Source organism: Rubrivivax benzoatilyticus JA2 = ATCC BAA-35, assembly GCF_000190375.1.
Lineage (GTDB): Bacteria > Pseudomonadota > Gammaproteobacteria > Burkholderiales > Burkholderiaceae_C > Rubrivivax > Rubrivivax benzoatilyticus.
On sequence record NZ_AEWG01000040.1, the window covers coordinates 60,511 to 68,495 of the forward strand.

The following is a 7,985-nucleotide window of genomic DNA, read 5'->3' on the forward strand; positions in this document are numbered from 1 at the left end:
GCCCCATGCACGCCTCGATCCCTGCGCTCGCGTGGCGCCAGACGCTGCGCGACCTGCGCGCCGGCGAACTGCGCCTGCTGTTCTTCGCCGTGATGCTGGCCGTCGCCGCGCTGACGGCGGTGGGTTTCTTCGCCGACCGCCTGAATGGCGGCCTGGCGCGCGACGCACGCCAGCTGCTCGGCGGTGACGCGCTGGTCAGCAGCGACCGCCCGACGCCGCCGGAGCTGGTGCAGCTCGCCGCCGCCAGCGGGCTGCGCAGCGCGACCAGCGTCTCGTTCCCGAGCATGGCGCGTGCGCCCGACGATCTCGGCGGTGCCAGCCGGCTGGTCGCCGTCAAGGCGGTCAGCGACGGCTACCCGCTGCGCGGCGCGCTGCAGCTCAAGGCGCTGCAGGGCGACGGTGTCGAGACGGTGGCCGCCGGCCCGCGCCCCGGCACGGTGTGGGTCGACGCGGCGGTGCTCGCCTCGTTGCAGCTCGCGCCCGGCCAGCCGCTGCTGCTGGGCGACGCGACGCTGACGGTGGCGCGGGTCATCGCCGTCGAGCCCGACCGCGGTGCCGGCTTCACCAGCTTCTCGCCGCGCGTGATGCTGCACGAGAGCGACCTGGCGGCCACCGGCCTGGTGCAGCCGGCGAGCCGGCTGAACTACCGTTTCGCCGTCGCCGCGCCCGAGGGCCGCGACGCGCTGGTGCGCCAGTTCGTGCAGCAGGCCGAGGAGCGCATCCACGCCGTGCCGCTGCGCGGCGTGCGCCTGGAGTCGCTGCAGAGCGGCCGCCCCGAGATGCGCCAGACGCTGGACCGCGCCGAGAAGTTCCTCAACCTCGTCGCGCTGCTGGCGGCGCTGCTGGCCGCGGTGGCGGTGGCGATCGCCGCACGCGACTTTGCCGCGCGCCATCTGGACGACTGCGCGATGCTGCGCGTGCTGGGGCTGGCGCAGCGCCGCATCGCCGGTGCCTACGCGCTGGAGTTCGCGGCGCTCGGGCTGGCCGCCAGCGCCGCCGGTGTCGCCGTCGGCTGGCTGGTGCACCACGTCTTCGTCTTCCTGCTCGCCGGCCTCGTCAACGCCACGCTGCCGGCGCCGTCACTGTGGCCGGCGGCCTTCGGCGTCGGCGTCGGCATGACGCTTCTGCTGGGCTTCGGCCTGCCGCCGGTGCTGCAGCTGGCGCGGGTGCCGCCGCTGCGCGTGATCCGCCGCGACGTCGGCACGCTGAAACCGGCGTCGCTGCTGGTGCTGGCCGCCGGCACCGGCGGCTTCGCGGCGCTGCTGCTGGCCGTGGCGTCCGACCCCAAGCTCGGGTTGATCGCGGTCGGCGGTTTCGCCGCCGCGATCGCGGTCTTCGCGCTGCTGTCCTGGGCGGCGGTGACGCTGCTGCGCCGCGCCGTGCCCGAGGCCGGCGCGCCGCGCTGGCTGGTGCTGGCCACGCGCCAGCTCACCGCGCGCCCGGCTTTCGCGGTGCTGCAGGTCTCGGCGCTGGCCGTCGGCCTGCTGGCGCTGGTGCTGCTGGTGCTGCTGCGCACCGACCTCGTCGCCAGCTGGCGTGGCGCGACGCCGCCGGACGCGCCCGACCGTTTCGTCATCAACGTGCAGCCCGACCAGGCCGCACCGTTCCGCCAGACGCTGGCCGAGGCCGGCGTCACGCGCTACGACTGGTATCCGATGATCCGCGGCCGCCTGGTGGCGATCAACGGCCGCGCCGTCAGCGCCGACGACTACAGCGACGACCGCGCGGCGCGCCTCGTCGACCGCGAGTTCAACCTCAGCCACGCCGAGCAGCGCCCGGAGCACAACGAGATCGTCGCCGGCCGCTGGACGCCGGGCGAGGCCGGCGCGGTGTCGGTCGAGGAAGGCATCGCGCAGACGCTGGGCCTGAAGCTGGGCGACACGCTGCGCTTCGACGTCGCCGGGCTGCAGCAGGAGGCGCGTGTGACCAGCCTGCGCAAGGTCGACTGGGGCTCGATGCGGGTCAACTTCTTCGTCGTCTTCCCGGTGGCCGAGCTGCCCGAGCTGCCGGCCAGCTACATCGGCGCCTTCCGCGCGCCGGCGCAGCCGGGTTTCGACAACGCGCTGGCGCGCGCCTACCCCAACGTCACCGCGATCGACGTCTCGGCCTCGATCGCCCAGGTGCAGGGCGTGCTCGACCAGGTGATCCGGGCGGTGGAGTTCCTGTTCGGCTTCACGCTGGTGGCCGGGCTGGTGGTGCTGTTCGCGGCGGTGTCGGCGACGCGCGAGTCGCGTTCACGCGAGTTCGCGGTGATGCGCGCGATGGGCGCCGGCAGCCGCCTGCTGGCCCAGGTGCAGCGGGCCGAGCTGCTGGGCGTCGGCGCGCTGGCCGGGCTGCTGGCCTCGCTGGCGGCGATGGCGGTGGGCTGGGCGCTGGCGCGTTACGCCTTCGAGTTCGACTGGCGGCCGTCGCCGCTGGTGCCGCTGGCCGGCGCGGCGGCCGGTGCGGCGCTGGCGCTGGCCGCCGGCTGGTGGGGCTTGCGCGACGTGCTGCGCCGCCCGGTCGTCGAGACGCTGCGCCGCGCGACGGTGCAGTGAGCCGGCGTCAGCCGGCGTCGAGCGCGCGGTCGATGGCCTCGAGCAGCCGGCGCTGTTCGAGCGGCTTGGTCAGGTAGTCGGCAAAGCCGGCCTCGCGTGCGGCGGCGATGCGATCGGGCATCGCGTCGGCGCTGACCGCGACGACCGGGATCGCCTGCGTCTCGGGGCGCGCGCGCATCCGGCGCAGCAGCTCGAAACCGTCGGCATCGGGCAGCTGGATGTCCAGCAGCACCAGCGCCGGCCGCGCCGCCAGCGCCAGCGCCAGGCCGGACTCGGCGTCGTCGGCCAGCAGCAGCTCCAGCTCGGGCCGGCGCGCCAGCATGGCCTCCATCAGCATCTGGTTGACGGCGTTGTCCTCGACGTAGAGCAGGGTGCGGCGCTGCGGCGCCGGCGGCCCCGAGGCGTCGGCGCTGCTGCGCTCCAGGCGGACCCAGAAGGTGCTGCCGCGGCCCGGTGCGCTGTCCAGCCCGATGCGCCCGTGCATGGCCTCGACCAGCCACTTGGCCAGCGCCAGGCCGACACCGGCGCCGTCACTGGCGGCGTGCGCGCCCTCCAGGCGCTCGAAGGCCTGGAACACGCGCCGCTGGTCGGCCGGCGCGATGCCGGGGCCGTCGTCGTGCACCTCCAGGCGCAGGTGCTCGCCCTCGTCGCGCCAGGCGATGCTGACGCGGCCGCCGCGGCGGTTGTACTTGACGGCGTTGGTCAGCAGCCCGGCCAGCACCTGGCGCAGGCGCGCCGCGTCGGCGAGCACGAAGCCCTCGACGGCGACGGCCGGCGGCTCCAGCCGCACGCCGCGTTCGGCGGCCAGCGGCGCGACGAGGCGGCAGGCCTCGGCCACCGCGGCCGCCGCCGGCACCGCCTCCAGCCGCACGCCCAGCGTGCCGCCGTCGATGCCGGCCAGGTCCAGCACCTGGTCGATCATCGCCAGCAGGTGGCGGCCGCCGCGCAGCACCTGCTGCAGGCGCTGGCGCTGCAGCGGCGTCAGCGGCTCGGCGGCGTCGGACTCGAGCAGCTGGCCGAAACCCAGCACCGCGTTCAGCGGCGTGCGCAGCTCGTGCGACATGCGCGACAGGAAGTCGCTCTTGGCGCGGTTGGCGCGTTCGGCGTCGTCGCGCGCGGCGATCAGCGCCGCCTCGGCCGCCTTGCGTGCGGTGATGTCCCAGCCGTAGCGGATCCAGCCCTCCAGGCCGCCGCCCGGCGTGCGGCGCGGCACGCAGGTGTCGGCGATCCAGCCCCAGCCGCCGTCGGCGCGGCGCAGCCGGTATTCGGCGGAGAAGCTGCGTGCCTCGGGGCGTGCGGCCTCGAAGGCGGCGATGCAGGCGGCCTGGTCGTCGGCGTGCACGCGTGCGTGCCAGGGCTCGGCCAGCGCCTGCTCGACGCCGCTGCCGGTGAACGCCTGCCAGCGCTGGTTGACCCACTCGGGCCGGCCGTCGGGCGCGCAGACGACGACCAGCGCCGGCGCCGCGTCGGCCAGCGAACGGAAGCGCGACTCGCTCTCGCGCAGCGCCTGCTCGGCGTGCAGCGCGTCGGTGATGTCGGTGAAGGTGCGCACCACCGGCCCGCCGTCGCTGCGGTAGGTGGCGACCTGCAGCGTGCGGCCGTCGGCGCCGGTGCGCTGGTAGCTGGCGGGCAGGGCGTCGAGGTCGCCGCGCAGCGCGGCCTCGATCGGCTCGCGCGCCGTCGGGTCGAGCTCGCCCGGCGCCGGGCCGACGCCGCCGTGGTCGACCTGCCAGCGTGCGAACTCGTTGAGCGTCGGGTGCGTGCGCAGCAGCTCCTCGGGCACGCCGGTCAGCTCGACGAGGCGGCGGTTCCAGGCCGCGGCGCGCCCCTGCTCGTCCAGCGTCAGCACGCCCTGCGGCAGGTTGGCCAGCGTGGCCTCGAGCAGGCGCGACTTCTCCTCCAGCAGCCGGCTGGTGCGCTGCTGCAGCTCGGTGGCGCGGCGCAGCTCGCCGATGTCGGAGAACAGGCCGATGGCGCCGGTCTTGCGGCCCTGCGCGTCGAGGATCGGCGTCGCCTGGTTCATGCACCACAGCGGCGTGCCGTCGTCGCGGCGCAGCCGCAGCTCGTAGTGGCCGACCTCGCCGGCCTCGCGGCGGCGCACCTGCTCGCGCAGGATCACCGCCTGGTCCTCGTCGACGAACTCCCAGACCGTGCGTCCGCGCAGCGCCTCCAGCCGCAGGCCGAGCATGCGGCACATCGCCGGGTTGGCGTCGGTGGTGCGCAGCGCGTTGTCGACGAACCAGAAGCCCTGCGTGGTGCTGTCCAGCAGCAGCGCCAGCATGCGCTGCTTCTCGGCCAGCGCGGCCTCGGCGGCCAGGCGCTGGGTGATGTCGACGGCCACGGCGACGAAGCCGCCGTCGGGCGTGGCGTTGCGGCGCAGCTCGACGGTGCGGCCGTCGGGCATCACGCGCACCGTGGTCGCGTGGCCGCCGCCGCGCAGCAGCGCCAGCCAGCGCTCGATGGTGGCCTCGGGGTCGCCGCCGCCCAGGCGGCCGGCGCGCATCTGCGCCTCCAGCAGCGCGCGCACCGGGGTGCCCGGGCGGCCGAGCGCCGGGTCCAGCCGCGTGATCTCGGCGAAGCGCGGGTTCATCGCCCGCACGCGCAGGTCGGGCCCGGCGACGAGCAGGCCTTCGTCGACGTGGTCGTAGATCAGGCGCAGCAGGGCCTCGCTGTCGCGTGCGGCCACCAGGCTGCGCTGTTCCTGGCGGCGTGCCGTCGCCAGCGCCAGGCGCTGGCGCCAGTTGCGCTCGGCCGAGACCAGGCCGTACAGCCCCAGCAGCGCCGCCACCGCGATGCCCAGCAGCACCGACGGCGCCGGCGGCTGGTTCTCGGTCAGCAGCCGCAGCGTCACCGGCGTCACCGCCGGCAGCGCGAACAGCACGCCGGCCAGCCGGTCGAACTGCGCCAGCACCAGCGCCGCGGTCGACATGCCGGCCACCGCGATCATCAGCACCGTCAGGCCGTGGTGCGTGTCGGCCATCGGCATCAGCGCCGCGCCGCCCCAGACGCAGCCGTTGAGGACGGTGCCGGCGCGAAAGCGTGTCAGCCAGGGCGCCTGCACCTCGGGATCGGGCGCGCAGCGGCGGTGGCGCGACAGCGCCCACAGCCGGCCCGCCAGCAGCAGCGCCAGCACGGCCAGCCAGCCGAGCAGGGCGCCGTCGGGCACGTCGCCGTGCAGCGCCCAGGCGACGAACGTCGCGACGCCGGCACTGCCCAGCACCGAGAACGGGACCGCCGACGCGTGCTCGGCCACCTGCGACAGGTGCACCTCGCGCTCGATCTCGGCGTCCTTCTCGTGCTCCGCGGGCTTCGGTGATCGCACGGGGCGCTTACCTCCGGTCAGATCACGTAGTGTGACCGCAGGCGGGGGCGGTCTTCCACGCCCCGGCACCGGTTCGCGTGGGCCGCTGCACGGCTCAGGAGCCGGACACGCGGAACGCGGCGATGGCCTGCGCGAGCTGCCGCGCCTGTTCGCGCAGCGACTCCGACGCGGCGGCCGACTGCTCGACCAGCGCGGCGTTCTGCTGCGTCATGCGGTCCAGCGTGGCGACGGCGTCGTTGATGTCGCCGATGTCCTGGTGCTGCTCGGCCGACGCGGCGGAGATCTCGGCGATGGTCGCGCTGACGCGTTCGACCGCGGCGACGATCTCGTCCATCGTCGTGCCGGCGTCGGCGACCAGGCGGGCGCCGGTGTCGACCTTCTCGACCGAGTTGCCGATCAGCACCTTGATCTCGCGTGCGGCCTCGGCGGCGCGCCCGGCCAGCGAGCGCACCTCGCCGGCGACGACCGCGAAGCCGCGGCCCTGCTCGCCGGCGCGCGCGGCTTCCACCGCCGCGTTCAGCGCCAGGATGTTGGTCTGGAAGGCGATGCCGTCGATGGTGCCGATGATGTCGGCGATGCGGCGCGAGCTGGCGTTGATCTCGTCCATCGTCGCCACGACCTGGCCGACGACCTCGCCGCCGCGGCGTGCGGTGCCGGCGGCGGCGCCGGCGAGTTCACGCGCCTGCGACGCGGCGTCGGCGCTGTGGCGCGCGCTGCCGGCGAGCTGGCCGACGCTGGAGGCGGTCTGCTGCAGGCTGCCGGCGGTCTGCTCGGTGCGCTGGCTGAGGTCGGCGTTGCCGGCGGCGATCTCGCCCGAGGCGGTGTCGATCGACTCGGCCGACTGGCGCACGCTGGCCAGCGTGCCGCCCAGGCGCAGGCGCATCGCCTCGACGTCGCGGATCAGCTCGCCGACCTCGTCGTCGCGCTCGCTCTCGACGTGGCGCGTCAGGTCGCCGGCGGCCACCGCCTCGACGGCGTGCGCGAGCTCGCGCAGCGGCTGGGCCACGCCGCGGCGCAGCACGACGAACAGCGAGGCGCCCAGCGCCGCGGTGACCAGGCCCAGCAGCAGCCAGAACGGCCGCAGCCCGGCCCAGGTGGCAGCCATCGCCTGGCCCTGCGAGACCTCGGCGAGCACGACCCAGCCGGTGGCCGGCACCTTGCGCGCCACGGCCCAGGTGTCGCCGCTTTCGCGGTCGACGAAGCCGGGCGAGGGCAGGCGCTCGCCGGCGCCGGCCGCCGGCAGCGCCGCCAGCAGCGCGGCGGCGCCGGGCACGGCCTCCAGCACCTTCCGGCCGGTGGCCTCGCGGTGGGCGATGAAGACCGCGTCCTCGGGCCTGGCCTTGGGGTCGACGATGACGATGCCGCCGGTGCCGGCGAGACGGGCCTCGGCGGCCAGCTTGCGCAGCGCGGCGCGGTAGGCGCTCTGGTCGAAGCCGACGAAGAGCACGCCGACGACGCGGCCCTGCGCGTCGCGCAGCGCGTCGTAGCGCGCCATGTAGGGTTTGCCGAAGAGCTGCGCCGGGCCGACGTAGGAGCCGCCGGCCTTCAGCGCCGCGTAGGCCGGGTGCTGCGTGCCCAGCGGCGTGCCGACGGCGCGCGCGCCGTCCTCCTTCTTCAGCGAGGTCGTGATGCGCACGAAATCCTCGCCCTGGGCGGCGAACACCGTGGCCACGCCGCCGGTCAGCGCGGCGAAGCGGTCGACGAGCGTGAACTCGCCGGCGAGCGCCTGCCCGGCGGCCGTCAGCGTGTCGCCGTCGAGCGCGTAGGGGCCGGGCAGGTCGGCGGCGAAGGCGCCGTAGAGCTTGTCGGCCATCGTGCGCGCCGCGCCGTCGAAGGCCTCGGCCATGTCGGCGACGGCCTGGGCGCGTTCGCCGAAACGCTCGACGTTGGCCTCGTTGGCGTTGCGCACCGTGATCCAGCTCTGCAGCGCCGCCGCGGCGCCCAGCGCCAGCGCCAGGCCCAGGCCGCCGGCCAGCGAGATGCGGCGCGCGATCGAGCCGTTGCGGGAAGCCGTGGGCCTGTTCATCGGGGCGGGTGCGGGCTGGGGCATCGGGTCAGCAGATCGTGCGTCGCGCGCAGGTTCGACCGGTCCGGGGCGGCGCGTGCCCGGCGGCGTGGAGGCGGCG

Annotated in this window: 3 protein-coding genes; 1 reads left to right on the forward strand and 2 read right to left on the reverse strand. The window is 75.7% G+C overall.

Features of this window, described 5'->3' with window-relative positions:
• The first annotated feature begins 5 nt into the window (after positions 1–5).
• Complete coding sequence (locus RBXJA2T_RS04260) at positions 6–2,537, forward strand: ABC transporter permease (protein WP_009856089.1); 2,532 nt, start codon at positions 6–8, stop codon at positions 2,535–2,537.
• A 7-nt stretch (positions 2,538–2,544) separates the two neighbouring features.
• On the opposite strand, the gene RBXJA2T_RS04265 is transcribed toward RBXJA2T_RS04260, so the two are convergent.
• Positions 2,545–5,859 (reverse strand): PAS-domain containing protein, encoded by a 3,315-nt coding sequence (locus RBXJA2T_RS04265; protein WP_009856090.1) that lies wholly within the window; start codon positions 5,857–5,859, stop codon positions 2,545–2,547.
• A gap of 94 nt (positions 5,860–5,953) precedes the next feature.
• Complete coding sequence (locus RBXJA2T_RS04270) at positions 5,954–7,885, reverse strand: methyl-accepting chemotaxis protein (protein WP_009856091.1); 1,932 nt, start codon at positions 7,883–7,885, stop codon at positions 5,954–5,956.
• Positions 7,886–7,985: the final 100 nt, after the last annotated feature.